We start from the raw sequence: 18,930 nt of genomic DNA on the forward strand, positions 1-18,930 counted from the left end.
AGGGCTATGCTAGGCGTCATTGCTTCGAAGATAATCCGGCCAACTATTGAAACTTTAACTACGAACCGTGAATAAATATCCCGATCTGCAGGACCTTGAAGTCTTCCTCCTGGTGGCCCGGCGCCTGAGTTTTTCGGCGGCGGCCGAAGAGCTGGGAATGTCCGCAGCCTTTGTCAGCAAGCGAGTGAAGATGCTCGAGCAGGACCTCAACCTGCGCCTGCTGCACCGCACCACCCGCAGTGTGGCCCTGACCGATGAAGGCGAGCGGGTGACGCGCTGGGCCCAGCAGCTGCTGTACCAGGTCAGTGCCCTGGACGATGAGATCGAGGCCCTGCATGCCGAACCCAAGGGGTTATTGCGGGTGGTCAGCAGCCCGGGACTGGGACGGCGCAGGGTGGCGCCAGCGCTGGCGGAGTTGAACCTGCTCTATCCGAAGCTGGATATCCGCCTGGATATCCATGACCGCCTGGTGGACCTGGTGGAGGAGGGCGTGGACCTGGATGTGCGGGTCGGCAACGAGATCGCGCCGAACGTGATCGCCAAGCTGCTGGCGAAGAATCACCGGGTGTTGTGTGCCAGCCCTGCCTACATTGCCCGGCGCGGCATGCCAGCCAGTCTCGCGGAGCTGGCCCAGCATGACTGCCTGGTGATCAAGGAGCGCGACCACCCCTTCGGCGTGTGGAGCCTGGACGGGCCGAAGGGGGTGCAGAGCGTCAAGGTCGGTGGCGGGTTGTCGGCCAACCAGGGCGATATCGTGCGCCAGTGGTGTATGGACGGGCGCGGGATCCTCTTGCGTTCGATCTGGGACGTGGGTGATGACCTGGCCAGCGGGCGGCTGGTCCGGGTGTTGCCGGAGTATCGCCAGGATGCGGATATCTGGGCGGTGCATGCTTCACCGTTGCTGGGCTCGGCGAAAGTGCGGGTGGCGGTGGAGCATTTGAAGGGTTACTTCGCGGGGCGGGCAGGTGATTGATCCGGATGCGGCTTTGCCCTCAAAAACAACCAGGTTCCGTGGGACTGTCAGCGATTCACATCCACCACGATCCGCCCACGAACCTCACCCCGCAACAACCGCGCCGCCGCTTCGATGGCATCCCCCAACCCGATCTCCTCGGTAATCAGCTCCAGCTGCTCGGCACTGACACTGCTCCCCAACCGCTCCCAGGCCTCGACCCGCCGCGCATAGGGCTGGGTCACGCTGTTCACCCCGAGCAGGCTCACCCCACGCAGGATAAACGGCGCCACTGTGGCCGGCAGGTCCATCCCCTGGGCCAGCCCGCAGGCGGCCACTGCACCTTCGGCCCGGGTCGCGGCGCAGACGTTGGCCAGGGTATGGCTGCCCACCGAGTCGATGGCCGCCGCCCAGCGCTCCTTGGCCAATGGCCGGCCCGGTTCGGACAGCTCGGCACGGTCGATCAAGCTGCCGGCACCCAGGCGCTTCAGGTAGTCCGCCTCATTGGCCTTGCCCGTGGCCGCGATCACCGAATACCCGCGCCCCGCCAGCAGGCTGATCGCAAAGCTGCCAACGCCGCCACTGGCACCGGTCACCAGCACCGGGCCGTCATTGGGATTCAGGCCATGCCGCTCCAGCGCCATCAGGCAGAGCATGGCGGTGTAGCCGGCGGTGCCGATGGCCATGCTCTGACGCTCGCTGAAGGCTTCGGGATGGGGGATCAACCAGTCGCCATTCAACCGGGCCTTTTGCGCCAGCCCACCCCAATGGTTCTCACCGACGCCCCAACCATTGAGCAACACCCGGTCGCCGGCCTTGTAGCGCGGATGCGAACTCTGTTCCACGGTCCCCGCCAGGTCGATCCCCGGCACCAGTGGAAACTGCCGGACCACCGGGCTCTGCCCGGTAATCGCCAGGGCATCCTTGAAGTTCAGGGTGCTGTAGGCCACGCGAACGGTGACATCGCCCTCGGGCAGGCGCTCATCGTCCAGTTGCGCCAGGCGGGTGGCGTAGGCGGGTTCTTTTTCGACCAACAGTGCGTTGAACATGGTGGACTTCCTGTTTTGGCAAAGGGTCCTTAATGGTCCCAGGCCATCATCGTTGTCAACCAGAACGTTTCCGCCTCCACGCCGTCAGAGTTAGCAATGACCCTGCTGCTAAGGAGGTAGTGATGACGGCCGCAAAAGGCGACTACGTGGAATGGCTGGAGGCGCAATCCATGCTCAAGGCGGCCCGGGAGCGGGCGCGGAGCTATGCCGGCCAGTCCCGCTTGTGGATGAACCCCTATGCCGAGGCGCGGCCGCGGCGGGCCATCGAGATCGCCTCGGTGTGGCTGACGGTCTACCCCGATTCCATCATCGGCCCCGAGGATGCCAGCGTGCTCGACGCCCTCGGCGCCGACAGCCTGTGGAAGGCCCTGTCCGAACTCGGCGTGCAGGGCATCCACACCGGCCCGATCAAGCGCTCGGGCGGTATCAGCGGCCGTGAATTCACCCCCAGCGTCGATGGCAATTTCGACCGCATCAGCTTCGATATCGATCCGCTCTACGGCAGCGAGGAGCAACTGGTGCACCTGAGCCGCATGGCGGCGGCGCACAATGCGGTGACCATCGACGACCTGATTCCCTCCCACACCGGCAAGGGCGCGGACTTCCGCCTGGCGGAGATGGGCCACGGGGAATACCCCGGCATCTACCATATGGTCGAGATCCGCGAGGAAGACTGGGGCCTGCTGCCTGAGGTGCCCGAGGGCCGCGACGCGGTCAACCTCAGCCCGGCGCAGTGCGACGAACTCAAGCAGCGCCAGTACATCGTCGGCCAGCTGCAGCGGGTGATCTTCTTCGAGCCCGGGGTCAAGGAAACCGACTGGAGCGCGACGCCGCCGGTGGTGGGCAGCGATGGCAAGACCCGGCGCTGGGTGTACCTGCACTACTTCAAGGAAGGCCAGCCGTCCCTCAACTGGCTCGACCCGACCTTCGCCGCCCAGCAACTGATCATCGGCGATGCCCTGCATGCCATCGACTGCCTGGGCGCCCGTGGGTTGCGCCTGGATGCCAACGGTTTCCTTGGCGTGGAGATGCGCCCCGACGACACCGCCTGGTCGGAAAGCCACCCGCTGTCCCTGACCGGCAACCAGATCCTCGGCGGCATGATCCGCAAGGCCGGCGCCTTCAGCTTCCAGGAGCTCAACCTGACCCTCGACGATATCGCCCAGATGTCCAAGGGCGGCGCCGACCTGTCCTATGACTTCGTCACCCGCCCGGCCTACCAGCATGCGCTGCTGACCGGTGACACCAGCTTCCTGCGCCTGATGCTCGGCGAGATGCAGCGTTTCGGCATCGACCCGGCCTCGCTGATCCATGCCCTGCAGAATCATGACGAACTGACCATCGAACTGGTGCATTTCTGGACCCTGCACGCCAACGACATGTTCCTCTACAAGGGCCAGACCTTCCCCGGCAGCATCCTGCGCGAGCATATCCGCGAGGAAATGTACGAGCGCCTGTCCGGCGAGCATGCGCCGTACAATTTGCGTTTCGTCACCAATGGCGTGTCCTGCACCACTGTCAGCATCATTACGGCGGCGCTGGGGATTCGTGACCTGGCGCAGATCGGCAGTGAAGAGCTGGCGCTGATCCAGAAGATTCACCTGCTGCTGGTGATCTACAACGCCATGCAGCCGGGGGTGGTGGCGCTGTCCGGCTGGGACCTGGTCGGGGCCTTGCCGCTGGCCGCCGAAGAGGTGGCCGAGCGCATGGGCGATGGCGATACCCGCTGGATTCATCGCGGCGGCTACGACCTGGTGGATCTGGCGCCGGAGGCCGGGGAATCGTTGCGCGGCATGCCGCGAGCGCGCTCGTTGTACGGCAGCCTGGCCAGCCAGTTGCAGCAGGCGGACTCCTTTGCCAGCCGGGTGAAGAAGGTGCTCGCGGTACGTCAGGCCTATGGCATCGCCGCCAGTCGCCAGGTGCTGGTGCCGGAGGTGCAGCATCCGGGGTTGCTGGTGATGGTGCATGAGTTGCCGGCGGGGAAGGGCACGCAACTGACGGCGCTGAACTTCGGCAACGAGGTAATCGCCGAGGAGATCGTGCTGGAGGGCTTCACTCCGGGGCCTGTGGTGGACATGCTGGGTGAGACGCTGGAGGGGGATTTGCGGGAGGATGGACGGTTGCTGATCAACCTGGATCCGTATGAAGCGTTGTCGTTGCGGATTGTCAGCAGTAGCGGGCATTTGTGATGACAGTACTGGCCCTATCGCTGGCAAGCCAGCTCCCACAGGTACGCGTACCCTGTGGGAGCTGGCTTGCCAGCGATAGGGCCATCAGCAACACCCCATGATTACTGACTGACTTCCTCCTTGAACCTGCGCCGCCATTCATGCAACAACGGCTCGGTATACCCGCTCGGCTGCTCCACCCCCTTGAACACCAGGTCACAGGCCGCGCGGAATGCATGGGACGCCTCGAACCCCGGCGCCATCGGCCGGTACGCCGGATCCCCGGCATTCTGCCCGTCCACCACCGCCGCCATGCGCTCCAGCGTCTCGCGCACCTGCCCGGCACCCACCACCCCATGGTGCAGCCAGTTGGCAATATGCTGCGCCGAGATGCGCAAGGTCGCACGGTCTTCCATCAGCCCGACATCATGGATATCCGGCACCTTGGAGCACCCCACGCCCTGTTCCACCCAGCGCACCACATAACCGAGGATGCCCTGGCAGTTGTTGTCCAGCTCCGCCTGGATATCCGCCGCACTCCAATCGCGCCCGGCACTGACCGGAACACTGAGCAACCCGTGCAGCAACGCCCCGCGCTCGGCGTCCGCATCGATGGCTTCGAGCCCGGCCTGAACCTGCTGCACATCCACCTGGTGGTAGTGCAGGGCATGCAGGGTCGCGGCGGTGGGCGAGGGCACCCAGGCGGTGTTGGCGCCGGCCTGCGGGTGGGCGATCTTCTGTTCGTACATGGCCGCCATCAAGTCCGGCATGGCCCACATGCCCTTGCCGATCTGCGCCCGCCCACGCAGCCCGCAAGCCAGACCGACCAGCACGTTGCTGCGCTCATAGGCCTGGATCCAGGCGCTGCCCTTCATGTCGCCCTTGCGCAGCATGGCCCCGGCCTGCATGGCGCTGTGCATCTCGTCGCCGGTGCGGTCGAGGAAGCCGGTGTTGATGAACACCACCCGCTGCGCCGCCTCGGCGATACAGGCCTTGAGGTTGACGCTGGTGCGCCGCTCCTCGTCCATGATGCCCATTTTCAGGGTGTGGCGGGGCAGGCCGAGGAGGTCCTCGACGCGGCCGAAGAGTTCGTTGGCGAAGGCGACTTCCTGCGGGCCGTGCATCTTCGGCTTGACGATATAGACGCTGCCGGTCCGCGAGTTGCCCTTGCGCTGCAGGTCGTGCACGGCGGCGAGGCTGGTGACCACCGCGTCGAGAATGCCTTCGGGGATCTCCCGGCCGGCCTCGTCGAGAATCGCCGGGTTGCTCATCAGGTGGCCGACATTGCGCACGAACAGCAGCGAGCGACCAGGCAGGGTCAGTTCCGCGCCGTCACGCCCGTGGTAGCGGCGATCGGGGTTGAGGGTGCGGGAGAAGGTCTTGCCGCCCTTGCTCACCGATTCGCTCAGCTCGCCTTTCATCAGGCCCAGCCAGTTGCGGTAGACCAGCACCTTGTCGTCGGCATCCACGGCCGCCACCGAGTCCTCGCAGTCCATGATCGTGCTGATGGCCGACTCCACCAGCAGGTCCTTGACCCCGGCGGGGTCGGTGGCGCCGATGGGGCTGTCGTGGTCGATCTGCACTTCGATATGCAGGGCGTGGTTTTGCAGCAGCACCGCGCCTGGGGCTTCGGCGCTGCCCTGATAACCGGCGAACTGCCCGGGTTTGCTCAGCCCCGTGTCACGGCCATCGGCAAGCGCGACCTTCAGTTCCCCGGCAGCCACGCGATAGGCCACGGCCTCCGTGTGCGACGCACCTTCGAGGGCAAACACCTGGTCGAGGAACGCCTTGGCCCAGGCCACCACCTTCGCGCCGCGCTGCGGGTTATAGCCGCCGCTTTTCTGTGCGCCATCCGCTTCGCTGAGCATATCGGTGCCATACAGCGCGTCGTACAGCGAGCCCCAGCGGGCGTTGGCTGCGTTCAGGGCATAGCGGGCATTCATCACCGGAACGACCAACTGCGGGCCGGCCTGGGTGGTGATTTCGTGGTCGACCTTGGCGGTGGCGACTTTCACGTTCGCCGGTTGCGGCACCAGGTAGCCGATCTCTTCGAGAAACGCCTGGTAGCCCGGCAGGTCCGTGACCGGCCCCGGGTGCTCGGTGTGCCAGGTGTCCAGCAGGGTTTGCAGGCGATCCCGCTCGGCCAGCAGGGCGCGGTTCTTCGGGACGAGATCGTGGACCAGCCGGTCGAAGCCGCTCCAGAACGCTGTGGCATCGACCCCGGTACCCGGCAGGGCTTCGTCATCGATGAATCGCTTGAGGTTTTCCGCCACCTGCAACCGGTGGCTGGCAATACGCTGGGTCACGGCCAGTACTCCTTGGGACATGTTGGGTTCAAAGCGCGGCGACACCTGCCGCTGCGACCTGTGCATCCTGTTCCGACTTCACGCCGGACACGCCGACGGCGCCGATCACCTGGCCCTCGAAGCGGACCGGAACGCCGCCTTCCAGCGAGGTCAGCAGCGGGGCGCTGACGAAGGCCGTGCGGCCGTTGTTGACCATCTCCTCGTAGCCTTTGGTTTCGCGTCGGCCCAGGGCGGCCGAGCGGGCCTTTTCGGTGGCGATGTAGGCGCTGATCGGTGCGCTGCCGTCGAGGCGTTCCAGGGCCAGGAGATGGCCGCCGTCGTCGACGATGGCGATGCTCACGTTCCAGCCGTTGCGCCGGGCCTCGTCGCGGGCAGCGGCGAGGAGGCGGGTGGCGTCGGTGTGTTCAAGGACTGCTTTTTGGTGCATGGGGTTCTCCTTTTACGACGTTCGAGAGCGATACGCGGACCCCTGTGGGAGCTGGCTTGCCAGCGATTACGTCGGCGAATTCACCGCCGCTATCGCTGGCAAGCCAGCTCCCACAGGGTCCGCGGCGCTTATGACAGTGCTTCTTCTACTAGCTCGATCCAGTGCCGCACCGGCGTTCGCCCGGCCCCGTCGAGGTGGGTCTGGCAGCCGATATTGGCGGTGACGATCACCTCCGGATTGCCGGCCTCCAGGGCATTCAGGCGGTTATCCCGCAAGCGCCGTGACAGCTCCGGCTGGGTCAGCGAGTAGGTTCCCGCCGAGCCGCAGCACAGGTGCCCGTCACTCACGGCGGTCAGGCTGAAGCCCAGGCGCTGGAGAATGCTTTCCACCGCACCGCCCAGCTTCAACGCATGCTGCAAGGTGCAAGGGCAGTGGAACGCCAGGCGCCGTTCGGCGTGAATTCCCAGGCGCTCCACCGGCTCGGCACCCAGCACCTGGGCCAGGTCCCGGCTCAGTTCGCTGACCCGCGCCGCCTTGGCCGCATAGGCCGGATCGTTTTCCAGCAGGTGCCCGTAATCCCGCACGAAGGCACCGCAACCACTGGCGGTCTGCACGATCGCCTCCGCGCCGGCCTCGATCGCCGGCCACCAGGCATCGATATTCCGCCGTGCCCGCTGCAGCCCTTGTTCCTGGGCATTCAGGTGATAGTCGATGGCGCCACAGCAGCCAGCTTCCTTCGCCGCGACGACGGAGATGCCCAGCCGATCCAGCACCCGCGCCGCCGCCGCATTGGTATTGGGCGACAGCGACGGCTGCACGCAACCTTCCAGCATCAGCACCTTGCGTGGATGCTGGCTCAGCGGACGCGCCTTGGCCGCAACCGGATGGCGGGGCAGCTTGGCTTTCAGGCTTTCCGGCAGCAACGGGCGGAACACCTGCCCGGTGCGGGCCAGCGCCTTGAACACCACGGGGTTCGGCACCAGCGCTCTCAGCCCCTGGCGCAACAGGCGCTCGCCAAGACCGCGTGGCACCTGCTCTTCGACCACCGCCCGGCCGATATCCAGCAAGTTGTGGTACTCCACCCCGGACGGGCAGGTGGTTTCGCAGTTGCGGCAGGACAGGCAGCGATCCAGGTGTTCCCGGGTGCTGGCAGTCACGTCCTGGCCTTCCAGCACCTGCTTGATCAGGTAGATGCGCCCGCGCGGGCCATCCAGCTCGTCGCCCATCAATTGGTAGGTCGGGCAGGTGGCGGTGCAGAATCCGCAGTGCACGCAGGAGCGCAGGATACGTTCGGCTTCGGCGGCGCGGGGCAGGCGCTTGGCCTGTTCGCTCAGATGGGTTTGCATGGCGTCTCAGACCTCCGCGTACAGTCGGCCAGGGTTGAAGATGCCCTGGGGATCGAGCTGCTTTTTCAGGTTCTGGTGATAGCGCAACAGCAGCGCCGGCAAGGGCTGGAACGGTGAGTCGTGAGGCCCGTAACGGGTCGCGTGACCGCCCGCCGCACTCACCACGCGGCGGATATCTTCCGCAGGCGCCTCCGATAGCAACCAGCGCTGCGCCCCGGCCCAGTCCAGCAACTGCTGGCCTGGCAGATCCAGTAACCCGGTGTTGTTGGGCACGGACAGTCGCCACAGTGGCCGGGTGCTGGCGAAGAACGGCAATTGCTGCTCGCGCAGTTGCGTCCAGTAGCCGCTGTCGATGTGCTCGCCGCCGAGGCGCTGGCAGGCGGATTTCACCGAGCCTTCGCCGCCTTCCAGGCGCAGGTGCAGGTGTTCGCCGTCGTGGCAGGCGGCGCTGATCGGGATCGGTTGCTGGCCCCACTCGGCCAGTTCGCACAGGGCCTCGGCGGCGCCCATTTCCAGCTTGAGGCTGACGCAGGTGCGTGGTTTCGGCAGCACCTTGAGCGAGACTTCGGCGAGTACGCCCAGGCAACCGAAGCTGCCCGCCAGCAGGCGCGACAGGTCGTAGCCGGCGACGTTCTTCATCACCTCGCCGCCAAAGCGCAGGAGCTTGCCGTGGCCGGTGATGACGCGGGTGCCGAGCACATAGTCCCGCGCCGAACCGGACCAGGGCCGACGCGGCCCCGACAGGCCGCTGGCGATGGCACCGCCAATGGTCGCCCCGGCGCCGAAATGCGGTGGTTCGAACGGCAGCATCTGCCCCTCGGCCTCCAGCGCCGCTTCGATCTCCGCCAGCGGCGTGCCGGCCCGGGCGCTCAGCACCAGTTCGGTTGGGTCATAGCTGACGATGCCGCGATGGCTGCGGGTGTCCAGCACCTCGCCGCTGGTGTGGCGCCCCAGCAGGGCCTTGGTATTGCCGCCCTGGATACGCAAGGCATTGCCGGCGTTCAGCGCCTGGTTGACCTGTTCCAGCAGCGCCGTGCTGTCATCGTGATCGAGGCTCATCAGAAACGCTCCAGTTCCGGGAAGGGCAGCTTGCCCTGGTGGATATGCATCGAGCCGAACTCGGCGCAGCGGTGCAGGGTGGGGATGTTCTTGCCGGGGTTGAGCAGGCCCTTGGGATCGAAGGCGTGCTTGACCGCGTGGAACAGGGTGATTTCCTCGCTGCTGAACTGGGCGCACATGGCGTTGATCTTTTCCCGGCCAACGCCGTGCTCGCCGGTGATGCTGCCGCCCACCGCCACGCACAGTTCGAGGATCTTCGCGCCCAGGGCTTCGGCCCGCTCCAGCTCGCCGGGCTGGTTGGCGTCGAAGAGGATCAGCGGGTGCATATTGCCGTCGCCGGCATGGAAGACATTGGCCACCCGCAGGTCGAACTCCCGCGACAGTTCCTCGATTCCGCGCAGCACCGCCGGCAGTTCGCGGCGCGGAATGGTGCCGTCCATGCAGTAGTAGTCCGGAGAGATGCGCCCTACGGCGGGGAAGGCGTTCTTGCGTCCGGCCCAGAAGCGCACGCGCTCGGCTTCGTCCCGGGCCAGGCGCACATCGGTGGCGCCGGCCTGGCGCAGCACGGCATCGACCCGGGCGCAGTCCTCGTGGACATCCGCCTCGACCCCGTCCAGCTCGCACAGGAGCATGGCCGCGGCGTCCACCGGGTAGCCGGCGTGGATAAAGTCCTCGGCGGCGCGGATCGACAGGTTGTCCATCATTTCCAGGCCACCGGGGATGATGCCGGCGGCGATGATATCGGCCACCGCCCGCCCGGCCAGTTCCACCGAATCGAAGCTGGCCAGCAGCACCCGCGCCACCTGCGGTTTGGGCAGCAGCTTGACGGTGACCTCGGTGACGATGCCGAGCATGCCTTCGGAGCCGGTGAACAGCGCCAGCAGGTCGAAGCCCGGCGAGTCCAGGGCGTCGCTGCCCAGGGTCAGGGGCTCGCCCTCGACGGTGAGGATGTCGACCCGCAGCAGGTTGTGCACGGTCAGCCCGTATTTCAGGCAATGCACGCCGCCGGCGTTCTCGGCGACATTGCCGCCGATGGAGCAGGCGATCTGCGAAGACGGATCGGGGGCGTAGTACAGGCCGTGGGGCGCGGCGGCCTGGGAAATTGCCAGGTTGCGCACCCCGGGCTGGACCCGGGCGAAGCGGCCCTGCGGGTTGACCTCGATGATCCGGTTGAAGCGCGCCATCACCAGGAGGATGCCCTTTTCCAGGGGCAGGGCGCCGCCGGACAGGCCGGTCCCGGCGCCACGGGCCACCACCGGCACCTGGTTGGCGTGGCACAGGCGCAGCAGGGTCTGTACCTGCTCGATGCGCTCCGGCAGGACCACCAGCAGCGGCACCACGCGGTAGGCGGACAGGCCATCGCACTCGTAGGGCCGCAGGTCTTCGGTGCTGTGGAGTATTTCCAGATCGGGCAGGGCCTGGCGCAATTGCGCCAGCAGGCGCGGCTTGTCGACGGCGGGGAGGGCGCCGTCCACGCGTTCGTCGTAGAGGATGTTCATCGGGCTGGGGCATCCATTCTTGTTATGGGGTGAACGCCTTGCAGACTGCTCGTCCGTGCGCTTGTCCGTCGACCGGGGAGCGAACTGGTCCTACCAGTTTTTGCGCGGATCCGCAGTAACAGGTGGCTATCTCAAGGATTCTGCCCCTAAACTCCGGGCAAAAATCATTGTCAGGCTCATACTGGTCCTACCAGTTATGGAGCGTCATCCGATGGCCGATTCCACTGCGGGCAAGAAGCAGGTCGCCGACCAGGTGGCCGAGCGTATCGAGAAGCTGATCGTCGACGGGGTGCTCAAGGTCGGCCAGGCGCTGCCTTCGGAGCGGCGCCTGGTGGACAAGCTGGGCTGTTCGCGCTCGGCCTTGCGCGAGGGGCTGCGCATCCTGCGCGGGCGCGGCATCGTCGAGACCGAGCATGGACGTGGCTCCTATGTCGCCGACCTGAGCCGGGCCGACGACACCACGCCGCTGATGCACCTGTTCGCCTCGCAGCCGCGCACGCTGTTCGACCTGCTGGAGGTGCGGGCGCTGCTGGAAGGGGAGTCGGCGCGGCTGGCGGCGTTGCGCGCTACTGATGTCGACCGCCTGCTGATCAAGCGGCGTTTCGATGAAATGGTCGGTTCCGAGGAGCAGGATGCCCGCGAGCAGGCCCGTCTCGATCACGCCTTCCACCGCGCCATCAGCGAGGCCTCGCACAACCCGGTGCTGGTGCACACGTTGCAGGGGCTCAACGACCTGATGCTCAGCACGGTGTTCGCCTCGGTGAACAACCTCTATTGCCGCCCGGCGCAGAAACGCCAGATCGATCGCCAGCACGCGCGCCTGTACCACGCGGTGATGGAGCAGTTGCCGGAGCAGGCGCAACGGGCGGCGCGGGAGCATCTGGGGAGCATCAGGGACAACCTGCGGGAGATCGAGCAGGAGGAGCAGCGGCTGGTGCGGGCGACGATGCGGCTGGAGGGCTGGGAGTAGAGCGGGCGACACGGTCGGTGTAGGAGCTGGTTTACCTGCGATGGACCGCGCAGCGGTCCCAAAACCTGCCACTCCGATCAGTCTGAATGAGCCCGATCAAGCAGGCGCTGAATCTGAATCCCCTTATAGCCAGATCTCGTGCTGGATGGTTTTGGGACCGCTTTGCGGTCCATCGCAGGTAAACCAGCTCCTACATTGACCGCGGTGCCCTTGATCTTGGTTTAGAAAATCCTGAACTGATTATTTGCCCCCAGCGATTCTTCCGGCACTGGCGCCTCGCCAGAATCCCTCACGACAACTACAAAAACCGTGAGTGCCACACTCGTGAACCCTATACCTACGCGTGAATCCCAGGTTCTGCAGGCCGCCGCCACCCTGGTCGAGGCCTTTGCCAGCAACCATACCGAACGCTACTTCGCCTGCTTTAGCGAAGACGCGACCTTCCTCTTTCACACCCTCCCGCAACCGCTGATGTCGCGCCGTGCCTATGAACAGCTGTGGGCCCAATGGCAGGCCGAAGGCTTTGCCGTGCTCGGCTGCCAGTCGAGCAATGGCCAGGTCAGCCTGCAGGGCGATGTGGCGATCTTCCTGCATGACGTGGCGACCCATCTGCGGGTCGGCGGCGAGGAACTCCAGTTGCAGGAACGGGAAACCATCGTGTTCCGCCTGCACGGCGAGCACTGGCTGGCCTGTCACGAGCACCTGTCGGCACTGAGCGATAGCTGAGCCCCTTTTTGACGGCCTTGCCGTCACTGCCAACGCACTCAACAACAATCACGACAGGCGCTGGAGCACCACCATGAGCCATTCCTCCGGGATCGAAACCAACGGGGTCGAACAGATCCCCGACAACCAACGCGATGCCTCCCCACTGGACCTGTTCCGCCTGATCTTCGGCGGCGCCAATACCTTCGCCACCGCCGTACTGGGCAGTTTCCCGGTACTGTTCGGCCTGTCGTTCCAGGCCGGGGTCTGGGCGATCCTGCTGGGCGTCGGGGTCGGCGCGCTGATCCTTTCGCCCATGGGCCTGTTCGGCGCCCTCAACGGCACCAACAATGCGGTGTCGTCCGGGGCGCACTTCGGCGTGCACGGGCGCATCGTCGGCTCCTTCCTGTCGCTGCTGACGGCGGTGGCGTTCTTCTCGCTGTCGGTGTGGAGCTCCGGTGACGCCCTGGTGGGCGGCGCCAAGCGCCTGGCCGGCCTGCCGGAAACCGACCTGACCCTGGGCCTGGCCTACGGCCTGTTCGCGGTGTTGGTGCTGATCGTCTGCATCCACGGCTTCCGCTTCATGCTCTGGGTCAACAAGATCGCCGTGTGGGCCTCCAGCCTGCTGTTCCTGCTGGGCATCTTTGCCTTTGCCGGGCCCTTCGATGCGGGCTTTGCAGGGAGCGTCAACCTCGGTCAGCCGGGCTTCTGGGCAGCCTTCATCGGCTCGGCGCTGCTGGCCATGAGCAACCCGGTGTCGTTCGGCGCCTTCCTCGGCGACTGGTCGCGCTATATCCCGCGGGAAACCCCCAAGGCGCGGATCATGCTGGCGGTGATCGCCTCGCAGGTCGGCACCCTGATCCCGTTCTTCTTCGGCCTGTGCACCGCGACCCTGGTGGCCAGCCAGGCGCCGCAGTACATCGAGGCCAACAACTATGTCGGCGGCCTGCTGGCGGTCGCACCGACCTGGTTCTTCCTGCCGGTGTGCCTGATCGCGGTGATCGGCGGCATGTCCACCGGTACTACGGCGCTCTACGGCACCGGCCTGGACATGTCCAGCGTGTTCCCGCGCCTGCTCAGCCGCGCCGGGGCGACCCTGCTGATCGGCGTCGCGGCCATCGCCTTCATCTTTATCGGCCGCTTCACCTTCAACCTGGTGCAGAGCGTGTCCACCTTCGCCGTGCTGATCATCACCTGCACCAGCCCGTGGATGGTGATCATGATCCTCGGCCTGATCACCCGTCGCGGCTTCTACCACGCCGATGACCTGCAGGTGTTCACCCGTGGCGAGCGGGGCGGCCACTACTGGTTCCACCATGGCTGGAACTGGCGCGGCATGGGCGCCTGGGTGCCCAGCGCGATCATCGGCCTGTGCTTCGTCAACCTGCCTGGGCAGTTCGTTGGCAGCCTGGGCGAACTGGCCGGCGGCATCGACGTCAGCCTGCCGATCACCCTGGGCCTGGCCACCGTGCTGTACCTGGCGCTGATCAATATTTTCCCCGAACCCGCTGCGGTGTATGGCCCCAAGGGCCCGCGCTGGGTATTTCGCAAACCGGCGGCCGACGCGCCGCTGACGACTGCCGAAACGGCCTGAACTGGAGCTGCACATGACTCATTACATCGATGGCCGCTGGGTGGATGGCGCCACCGCTGACTGCATCAAGGTCTTCGACCCGTCCCTGGGCGAGCCTTTCGCCGAGCTGATCGCGGCCAGTGCCGCCCAGGTGGACGACGCCGTGGCGGCCGCCCGCGCCGCACTGCCGGGCTGGAAAACCCTCGACGTGGCCACCCGTGCCGGCTACCTGCGCGGTTTCGCCGAGCAACTGGGCCTGCGCCGTGAAGAACTGATTGCCCTGCAGATGCGCAACAACGGCAAGCCGCGTCATGAAGCGGAAGTGGACCTGGACGACGCCGTCGCCACCTTCGGCTACTACGCCGACCTGATCGAGCAGCAGGCGCAGAAAGATCTCAATGTGGCCCTGGCCGCCCCGGGCTTCAGTGCCCGTACCCGGCTGGAGCCGGTGGGCGTGGTCGGCCTGATCGTGCCGTGGAACTTCCCGCTGGTGACCAGCGCCTGGAAACTCGCCCCGGCCCTGGCCGCCGGCTGCACCGTGGTGCTCAAGCCGTCCGAGGTGACCCCGCTGATCGAACAGAGCTACGGGCAGATCGCCGAGCAGTTGGGCCTGCCGGCAGGCGTGCTGAATATCGTGGTGGGCAAGGCCGAAACCGGGATCGCCCTGAGCAACCACAGCGGCCTGGACAAGCTGTCCTTCACCGGCAGCAACACCGTCGGCAGCCAGGTGATGCGCAGTGCCTCGGCGCAGTGTCGGCCGGTGACCCTGGAGCTGGGTGGCAAGTCGGCCATCGTGGTCTTCGATGACTGCGACCTGGACCAGGCGGTGGACTGGATCGTCGCCGGGATCTGCTGGAACGCCGGGCAGATGTGCTCGGCCACTTCGCGCCTGCTGATCCAGGACGGGATTGCCGATGACCTGCTGGCACGCCTGAAGGTCGCGCTGGAGAAACTGCGGGTCGGCAATCCGCTGACCGAAGACGTGGACATGGGCCCGCTGACCAGCCAGGGGCAATGGCTCAAGGTCGCGGCGTACTTTGCCGTGGCGAAGGAGGAGGGCCTGAACTGCCTGACCGGCGGCAAGCCGCTGGACCGTGCTGGCTGGTTCGTCAGCCCGACGCTGTATGCCGATGTGCCGGCGGGCAGCCGTCTGTGGAGCGAGGAGATCTTCGGGCCGGTGCTGTGCAGCCAGCGCTTCGGGACCGAGGAAGAGGCGATCGCCCTGGCCAATGACAGCCGCTTCGGGCTGGTGGCGACGGTGGTCAGTGCTGATCTGGCGCGTGCCGAGCGGGTCGCCGATGCCCTGGAAGTGGGGCATGTGTGGATCAACTCGATCCAGGCGGTGTTCGTCGAGACGTCATGGGGCGGGACCAAGGGCAGCGGCATTGGCCGTGAGCTGGGGCCTTGGGGGTTGTCGGCGTATCAGTCGGTCAAGCATGTGACCCGTTGCCTGGGGTGATATCTCCAGGCCTGTGATAAACCTTGTGGGAGCTGGCTTGCCAGCGATAGCGGTAGTGAATTCACCATCGCAATCGCTGGCAAGCCAGCTCCCACAGGGGTTTTGTGTTTGCCTTAGTTGCGATCCAGCCACACCGTCTGCGCATTGCAGAACTCACGCACACCAAAGTGCGACAGCTCCCGCCCGAATCCACTCTTCTTCACGCCACCAAAGGTCACCCGCGGATCACTGGCGCAGTAGCCGTTGATGAAGATGCCGCCGGTATCCAGCTCTTCCACCAGTTGCTCGGCCAGTTCCACATTGGCGGTGTAGATAGTCGAGGCCAGGCCGAACTCGCTGTCGTTCGCCAGTTGCAGGGCATGCCGCGCGTCACGGGCGGTGATGATCGAAGCCACCGGGCCGAACAGCTCCTCCTTGAACGAGGTCATCTGGTCAGTGACATCGGCCAGAATGGTCGGCTGGTAGTAGTTGCCTTCGCCCTCCGCCTTGCCGCCACCCAGCAGCAGGGTCGCGCCTTCGGCCAGGGTCGCCTGGACCTGGCCATCCAGCTCGTCACGCAGGTCGAAACGGGCCATCGGGCCGATGTAGGTCTCGGCATTGCCCGGATCACCCACCACCAGGGCACGGGTCATCTCGACGAACTTCTCGGTAAAGGCCTGGACCACGCCTTCCTCGACGATCAGGCGCTTGGCCGCAGCGCAGACCTGGCCGGTGTTCTGGTAGCGACCGATCACGGCAGCCTTCACCGCCTCATCCAGGTTGGCGTCGTTGAGCACGATGAACGGGTCGGAGCCTCCCAGCTCCAGCACGCATTTCTTCAGCGCGGCACCGGCCTGGGCACCGATGGCGGTACCGGCGCGCACGCTGCCGGTCAGGGTCACGGCGGCGATGCGCGGGTCGGCGATGGCCTTGGACACGCCATCCGGGGTGACGTTGATCACCTCGAACACGCCTTCAGGGAAGCCGGCACGCTTGAACGCATCCAGCAGCAGGTAGGCGCTGCCCATCACGTTCGGCGCGTGCTTGAGCACGTAGGTGTTGCCGGCCAGCAGGGCCGGAACGGCGCCACGCAGGACCTGCCAGATCGGGAAGTTCCACGGCATCACCGCCAGCAGCGGGCCGAGCGGACGGTATTCGATACGCGCCTTGCCTACCGGAACCGGCGCGGGCTCAGGCGCGAGCATGGCCGGGCCGGCTTCGGCGTACCAGTCGCAGAGCTGGGCGCATTTCTCGATTTCGCCACGGGCCTGGGCAATCGGCTTGCCCATTTCGTCAGTGATCATCAGCGCCATGGCTTCGGCGTTGTCGCGCAGGGCAGCGCCCAGGGCGCGCAACTGGCCGACACGGCCTTCCAGCGGGGTGCGGCGCCATACCGCGTAGCCGGCAGCGGCACGAGCCAGGGCGGCGTCTAGTACGGCGTCGCTTTCGTAGGGGTAGTGGCCGATCTGCTCGCCGGTGGCGGGATTGATCGACAGGGCATGGGTCTGGTGGCTGATCACGGTCATCTCGGCGTCCTGATGGAAGGAGTACGGATCGAAGCCTACTGCGTTGTATGTTTCCCTGAAACTGAATAATACTGAGCGAAACGTTCACGTAGAGAGAATGAGTGTATGGATCTGGTCCAGCTGGAGATGTTCAAGGCCGTGGCAGAGCAGGGCAGCATCAGTGCGGCGGCCCAGCATATTCATCGGGTGCCGTCGAACCTGACCACGCGAATCCGACAACTGGAAGAAGAGCTGGGGGTCGACCTGTTCATCCGCGAGAAAAGCCGCCTGCGTCTGTCGCCGGCCGGCTGGACCTTTCTCGACTATGCCCGGCGCATTCTCGACCTGGTGAGCGAGGCGCGGCAGACGGTGGCCGGCGATGAACCCCAGGGCCCGTTTGCCCTCGGTTCGCTGGAAAGTACCGCGGCGGTAAGGATTCCGGCGCTGCTGGCGGCCTATAACCAGAGCTATGCCAAGGTCGAGCTGGACCTGAGCACCGGGCCTTCCGGGGCGATGATCGAAGGCGTGCTGGCCGGGCGCCTGAGCGCCGCCTTCGTCGATGGGCCGGTGCTGCACCCGGCGCTGGAGGGCGTGCCGGTGTTCATCGAGGAGATGGTCCTGATCGCGCCGCTCAATCACGGGGCGATCAGCCGGGCGGCGGAGGTCAACGGCTCGACCATCTATGCCTTCCGGGCCAACTGCTCGTACCGGCATCACTTCGAAAGCTGGTTCGCCCAGGATGGCGCGGTGCCGGGGAAGATCCTCGAGATGGAGTCCTATCACGGCATGCTCGCCTGCGTCAGCGCCGGGGCCGGGCTGGCGCTGATGCCGCGAAGCATGCTCGATAGCATGCCGGGGTGCAGTACGGTCAGTGTCTGGCCGTTGTCGGAGCGCTTCCGCTATCTGCGGACCTGGCTGGTGTGGAGGAAGGGGATGATGTCGCGGTGTCTGAGCACGTTTGTCGAGTTGCTCAGGGAGCGGGGGGATGTGCTGGATATTGAAGCCTGATGGTGTATTTGAGGGCCTCATCGCTGGCAAGCCAGCTCCGACAGGTTCAGCGGTGCACGCGATCCCTGTGGGAGATGGCTTGCCAGCGATGAGGCCCGAGAGATCACCCCAACACTCCCAGACACATCCTGTATAAACTATCCCCCTCATCCCAAGCGTCACCCTGGAGTCCTGCCGTTGTCCCGCAACAACCTCCCGCTCGTCCTGCTCCCCGGTCTGCTCAATGACCACCGTCTCTGGACCCACGCCCAGGCCACCTTCGAATCCGACCGCGAGATCCTGATTCCGGACCTCAGCCAGCATGACTCCATCGCCGCCATGGCCGATCACGTGCTGGAACAGGCGCCACCACGCTTTGCCCTGGCCGCACTGTCCATGGGCGGCTATGTCGCCTTCGAGATTCTCCGCCGCGCTGCGCAGCGGGTCGAACGCCTGGCCCTGCTCGACACCATGGCCCGCCCCGACGATGCGAACCGTGCCCGGGTCCGTCGCGGCCTGCTGGAACTGGCCGGGCTGGGCAAGTTCAAGGGGGTGACGCCACAGTTGTTGCCACGCCTGATGCACGCCCGCGCCCTGGACACCGAGGTGCCCCGGATCGTCATGGACATGGCCGACGCCATCGGCCGCGAAGGCTTTATCCGCCAGCAGCAGGCGATCATCGACCGTGCCGATTACCAACCACTGCTGGCCGATATCAAGGTGCCGACCCTGGTGCTGTTCGGCGCCCAGGATGAAATCACTCCGCTGGCCGAGGCTCGGGTGATCCATGCCGGCATCCCCGGAGCCCATTTCGAGGTGATTGGCGAGTGCGGCCACCTGCCGCCGCTGGAGCACCCCGAGCGCACCAGCGAGCTGCTCGGCCACTGGCTGGCCGGGCGCTTCGACGCCTGATCGCTGCGCAGCGATCAGGCCCTCGAACCCCGGC

Annotated in this window: 15 protein-coding genes; 8 read left to right on the plus strand and 7 right to left on the minus strand. The window is 65.9% G+C overall.

Annotated elements, in window-relative coordinates; genetic code table 11:
* The first annotated feature begins 67 nt into the window (after positions 1-67).
* Complete coding sequence (locus tag AC2CQI_RS02450; RefSeq protein ID WP_484579036.1) at positions 68-973, plus strand: LysR substrate-binding domain-containing protein; 906 nt, start codon at positions 68-70, stop codon at positions 971-973.
* A gap of 47 nt (positions 974-1,020) precedes the next feature.
* Here the strand turns inward: AC2CQI_RS02450 and acuI are convergent, their stop codons facing one another.
* Positions 1,021-2,001: an acrylyl-CoA reductase (NADPH) gene (gene acuI, locus AC2CQI_RS02455; RefSeq protein ID WP_484579037.1), complete on the minus strand. Its 981-nt coding sequence runs from the start codon at positions 1,999-2,001 to the stop codon at positions 1,021-1,023.
* A 122-nt stretch (positions 2,002-2,123) separates the two neighbouring features.
* Between acuI and treS the strand changes: the two genes are divergently transcribed.
* Positions 2,124-4,190 carry a maltose alpha-D-glucosyltransferase gene (treS, locus tag AC2CQI_RS02460; protein ID WP_484579038.1) on the plus strand — a complete coding sequence of 689 codons (2,067 nt, stop codon included), beginning with the start codon at positions 2,124-2,126 and terminating at the stop codon, positions 4,188-4,190.
* Between the two features lie 101 nt (positions 4,191-4,291).
* On the opposite strand, the gene AC2CQI_RS02465 is transcribed toward treS, so the two are convergent.
* The 5 genes from AC2CQI_RS02465 to glcD all read right to left on the minus strand — a co-directional run bounded on the left by AC2CQI_RS02465 (position 4,292) and on the right by glcD (position 10,806).
* Positions 4,292-6,475 (minus strand): malate synthase G, encoded by a 2,184-nt coding sequence (locus tag AC2CQI_RS02465; protein WP_484579039.1) that lies wholly within the window; start codon positions 6,473-6,475, stop codon positions 4,292-4,294.
* Between the two features lie 28 nt (positions 6,476-6,503).
* Positions 6,504-6,902, minus strand: coding sequence for a heme-binding protein (locus AC2CQI_RS02470; protein ID WP_484579040.1), 399 nt, complete (start codon positions 6,900-6,902; stop codon positions 6,504-6,506).
* 128 nt (positions 6,903-7,030) lie between these two features.
* On the minus strand, positions 7,031-8,248 hold the full coding sequence (gene glcF, locus AC2CQI_RS02475) for a glycolate oxidase subunit GlcF (RefSeq protein ID WP_484579041.1): 1,218 nt from the start codon (positions 8,246-8,248) through the stop codon (positions 7,031-7,033).
* Positions 8,249-8,254: 6 nt separating this feature from the next.
* On the minus strand, positions 8,255-9,307 hold the full coding sequence (gene glcE, locus AC2CQI_RS02480; RefSeq protein ID WP_484579042.1) for a glycolate oxidase subunit GlcE: 1,053 nt from the start codon (positions 9,305-9,307) through the stop codon (positions 8,255-8,257).
* Positions 9,307-10,806 (minus strand): glycolate oxidase subunit GlcD, encoded by a 1,500-nt coding sequence (glcD, locus tag AC2CQI_RS02485; RefSeq protein ID WP_484579043.1) that lies wholly within the window; start codon positions 10,804-10,806, stop codon positions 9,307-9,309. Before glcD ends, glcE begins: the two co-directional genes overlap by 1 nt.
* Before the next feature lie 211 nt (positions 10,807-11,017).
* Between glcD and glcC the strand changes: the two genes are divergently transcribed.
* The 4 genes from glcC to AC2CQI_RS02505 all read left to right on the plus strand — a co-directional run bounded on the left by glcC (position 11,018) and on the right by AC2CQI_RS02505 (position 15,513).
* On the plus strand, positions 11,018-11,776 hold the full coding sequence (glcC, locus tag AC2CQI_RS02490; protein ID WP_484579044.1) for a transcriptional regulator GlcC: 759 nt from the start codon (positions 11,018-11,020) through the stop codon (positions 11,774-11,776).
* Between the two features lie 324 nt (positions 11,777-12,100).
* Complete coding sequence (locus tag AC2CQI_RS02495; RefSeq protein ID WP_484579045.1) at positions 12,101-12,502, plus strand: YybH family protein; 402 nt, start codon at positions 12,101-12,103, stop codon at positions 12,500-12,502.
* A gap of 73 nt (positions 12,503-12,575) precedes the next feature.
* Positions 12,576-14,075, plus strand: a complete 1,500-nt coding sequence (locus AC2CQI_RS02500; protein ID WP_484579046.1) for a purine-cytosine permease family protein — start codon at positions 12,576-12,578, stop codon at positions 14,073-14,075.
* A 7-nt stretch (positions 14,076-14,082) separates the two neighbouring features.
* A complete protein-coding gene (locus AC2CQI_RS02505; RefSeq protein ID WP_484580573.1) occupies positions 14,083-15,513 on the plus strand; it encodes an aldehyde dehydrogenase family protein in 1,431 nt (476 codons plus the stop codon).
* Between the two features lie 113 nt (positions 15,514-15,626).
* Here AC2CQI_RS02505 and AC2CQI_RS02510 read toward each other — a convergent pair whose 3' ends face one another.
* Positions 15,627-17,018: an aldehyde dehydrogenase family protein gene (locus tag AC2CQI_RS02510; protein WP_484579047.1), complete on the minus strand. Its 1,392-nt coding sequence runs from the start codon at positions 17,016-17,018 to the stop codon at positions 15,627-15,629.
* Positions 17,019-17,123: 105 nt separating this feature from the next.
* On the opposite strand from AC2CQI_RS02510, the gene ptrR reads away from it, so the two are divergent.
* Together ptrR and AC2CQI_RS02520 are read left to right on the plus strand one after the other, a co-directional pair.
* Complete coding sequence (gene ptrR / locus AC2CQI_RS02515) at positions 17,124-18,005, plus strand: putrescine utilization regulator PtrR (RefSeq protein ID WP_075805507.1); 882 nt, start codon at positions 17,124-17,126, stop codon at positions 18,003-18,005.
* Positions 18,006-18,182: 177 nt separating this feature from the next.
* A complete protein-coding gene (locus tag AC2CQI_RS02520; RefSeq protein WP_484579048.1) occupies positions 18,183-18,896 on the plus strand; it encodes an alpha/beta fold hydrolase in 714 nt (237 codons plus the stop codon).
* Positions 18,897-18,930 lie beyond the last annotated feature (34 nt).

The organism is Pseudomonas sp. P2S-1 (assembly GCF_057197725.1).